This is a genomic window from Acidobacteriota bacterium (assembly GCA_030949985.1).
Classification (GTDB): Bacteria; Acidobacteriota; Polarisedimenticolia; order J045; family J045; genus JALTMS01.
Map to the genome: position 1 here is coordinate 1 of JAUZRX010000071.1, position 3,279 is coordinate 3,279.

Below are 3,279 nucleotides of genomic sequence, written 5' to 3' on the forward strand. Positions count from 1 at the left end.
CGGCCACCGGCAAGATCCAGAAATACCTGCTGCGCGGCGGCCGCTCGGCGGTGGCGCGGCAATGAAGCCTTGCCCCGGCCTGGCCCCCCGCGGCGGCGGAGATTGTCGACACCATGGGCGGCTGTCTCCCTTTCGCGACCCGGAAATGGCGTTTTGTCGCCCGGGGCGGACACATGATTGTTGACACATGGCCGTTTCGTGTCTAATCTGCATCATGAGAGGGGTGTACTCCGGCTCCGGCCGATTCTACAACACGACCAAACCAAGAGAGAAAGTGACATCAAGACCGATGTGAGCGTTAAACACAAGGGGAGGGCCGCGGCCATCGCCGCAGCGCTGATGCTCGCGCCCGCGGCCGCCAGCGCCGACGCCGTGCAGGACCTGGAGCGCCAGCTCCGGCAGATGCAGCAGCAGATGCAGCAGATGCAGCAGGAACTGGCCCGTATGAAGGCCGAGCAGCAGAAGGTCCGGTCCGCGCACCAGGAGATCGAGGCCGGCCGCACCCCGCCGATGCAGGAGCTGGAGCGGCGCGTGACCCGCGTCGAGTCGGCCGCCGCCCTCGAGCCCAAGTACGGCAACCGGGTCACCTTCCGCGGCGGCTACGCCGACGCCCTGGACGACCGCAGCGGCGAGATCTTCACCGACACCAACCTGCAGGCCTTTGCGGGGCTTCCCTCGCTCGGCGCCAACGACGGCTGGTACGCCAGCGCGGGGCTGGAGTTCCTGATGTCCGACGACCTGCTCGGGCTGATGCCGGGCACCTGGCTCAGCGGCGAGCTGACCATCGAATTCAAGGACTACGGCTCGCAGCGCTCGGTGCTCATCACCCCGACTGCCGAATGCCTCTTGGCGACAGCGACGACAGGAGCCACGGCTGTCGCCAATTGTGCAGTCATGGGCGACAACCACGTCACCATGCTCTCCCTGAGCGCCGCGCCCAAGATCCGCTTCCTGGAGGGCTCGAAGATCCGGCCCTGGATCATCCCCGTGGGCTTCGATGTCAATGTCATCAGCCCGCCCTCGGACGCGGCCACGGTGCTGGAACTCGGCGCGGTGTTCGGTGGCGGGGTGGATTACGAGCTGTTGCCCAACATCTTCCTCGGCCTCGACGCCCGCTACCACTACGTGCCGGGCTTCACCAACACCGACAACAACTTCGCGGCGACGGTGAACAATGTCCTGGGCGCCAACGCTATAGTGAACGACACCGACAAGGACCGGGACTTCTGGACCGTGGGCGCCTCGCTGAGCATCGGCTTCTAGCATGAGCCGCGGCGGCGAAGGCGGCCCCTCCGGCCCGTCCCCCGGGCGGAGGGGAGGGGCCGCCGCCCCGGCGGCCGGGGCGGTGCCGGAAGCGCCGCTGCGCTTCTGGGACCGCTACCAGGACCCGCGGCGGGCCGAGGCCGACTGGGACCGCGGGGCTGCGGAGCTGGCCGCGCGCCACCCCCTGCGCGAGCAGGACCCGCGGCCGGACCTGCCGGGGATCCGCGCCCGCACGCGGCGCCTGCTGCGCTGGAAGGCGCTGCGTTACCTGGTCGCCCACGACGAGCGCCGGGTCCTGCAACGCTACGTCTTCCGCCATCCCCTGCGCCACGGCTGGGGGCTGATCCGCTCCTACCTGCGCCGCCGCCGCTACCTGCGCGAGGGCGATTTCTGGCTCCTGGGCGTTTCCGGCCAGGCGGAGCTGGAGCGCCTGCTCGCCCGCCCGGACACCCGCTTCGTGGTCGGATTCTCCTACTGCCACAAGCCCTTCGAGTGTCCCAGCGGCCGCTTCAGCGACGCCTGCCGGGCCGATCCCGGACATCCGGTCTGCCGCCAGTGCTTCATCGGCAAGTGTGTCAACGCCCTCGACGCGGAGCGCGGCAAGCCGCTGTTCATTCCCACGGTGCACTACATCGGCGAGCAGGTGCTGGCCCTGCAGTCCGACGGCCACCCGGGTCCCACCGTGTTCATGATCACCGCCTGCGAGCTGACCCTGGAGATGTTCGCCGACTGGGGCAACATGACCGACATCGTCTGCGCCGGCGTGCGCCTGGACGGGGTCATCTGCAACACCATGCGCGCCTTCGAGGCCTCCGAGCGCGGCATCAAGCCCGGACTGACCATGGTCCGCGAGCAGACCGCCCGGCGCATGCTGGAGCTGATCCGGCTGCACCGCCTGGCGGACGATGCCGGCTGACCCTCCCGGAGTCCTCTCCCACCACCCGCCTCCATGATCTGTCAACAATCCTGCCGTCCGGTGCGGATTCGCGCCGCCCGCGCAACAATTGCGTGAAACAGTAAGAAAAACAAACCGTTGCCTGCCAACCGCCGGGCCTGTGGCCGGTTCCCGCAGCGGTGGATGCATGGACATTCGTAAAAAGACTGTTCCCAGGGTGTTGACAATCCGTTTCGCCGGGCTATAGTTTGTCTGTGAGGCTTGCGGCAATCCGCCGCAGGCCCGTCCCGGGGGCGCCTGCGGCTTGCGGCGGCCGAGCTGAAGTATGAGGAGGAGGATTGAAAATGAGCGCAAGAGCGGAAGACATTCGAGCGGCGGTGGGAAGTTCCGGCGAGTCCGGCGCCTCCCCCGCGGGCATCGTGGCGGGCCCGGTGCTGCGCACCTGCCTGCCGATCATGGCGGTCATCCTGGTGCTGGCGTTGGCCGGACGCTGGTATCAGCAGTGGGCGGCCTGGGAGCATGGCCTGGACGCCACGACGCCGGCCTTCGAGACCTACTGGATGACGCTGTTCTATGTGGAAAGCGTGGTGATCTGGTCGGCGTCCCTGATCACCTGGGCCTGGCTCTGGCTGACGCGGGACCGCAACCTCGACCGGCTGCAGCCGAACGAGGAGTTCCGGCGCTACATGGTCTGGGTCGGCATCATCGCCGCCTACGTGTTCGCGCTCTACTTTGCGGCCAGTTACTTCGCGGAGGAGGATGCCTCCTGGCATCAGACCGTCCTGCGTGACACCTCCTTCACCCCGAGCCACATCATCCTGTTCTACGGCTCCTTCCCGCTGTACATCCTGCTCGGGGGCAGCATGTTGATCTACGCCATGACCCGGCTCCCGGTCTATGCGCACCGGATGTCGGTCACCGTGCTGGTGGCGGTGGTGGGTCCCTTCCTGATCATGCCCAATGTCGCCTACAACGAGTGGGGCCATGCCTTCTGGTCTTCCGAGGAGATCTTCGCCCTGCCGCTGCACTGGGGCTTCGTGGTCTTCGGCTGGGCGGCGCTGGCCTTCGGCGGGCTGTTGGTCCAGGTGATGAACCGGCTCGTCGTCCTGCTGCCGAAGGTC

3 protein-coding genes are annotated in these 3,279 nt (G+C 67.6%); all 3 read left to right on the forward strand.

Translation table 11 applies throughout. The features are described 5' to 3' along the window. Window positions 1–291: 291 nt before the first annotated feature. Window positions 292–1,263: a hypothetical protein gene (locus Q9Q40_13610; protein ID MDQ7008256.1), complete on the forward strand. Its 972-nt coding sequence runs from the start codon at window positions 292–294 to the stop codon at window positions 1,261–1,263. A 1-nt stretch (window position 1,264) separates the two neighbouring features. Then, a complete protein-coding gene (locus Q9Q40_13615; protein MDQ7008257.1) occupies window positions 1,265–2,179 on the forward strand; it encodes a hypothetical protein in 915 nt (304 codons plus the stop codon). Window positions 2,180–2,502: 323 nt separating this feature from the next. After that, window positions 2,503–3,279: bacterial ammonia monooxygenase, subunit AmoC (gene amoC / locus Q9Q40_13620; GenBank protein ID MDQ7008258.1), on the forward strand; the 777-nt coding region annotated here is incomplete at its 3' end.

What these genes read in the sequence shown, in the direction of transcription:
- Q9Q40_13615 (MDQ7008257.1), top strand. Translation starts at nt 1,265, where the DNA reads ATGAGCCGCGGCGGCGAAGGCGGCCCCTCCGGCCCGTCCCCCGGGCGG.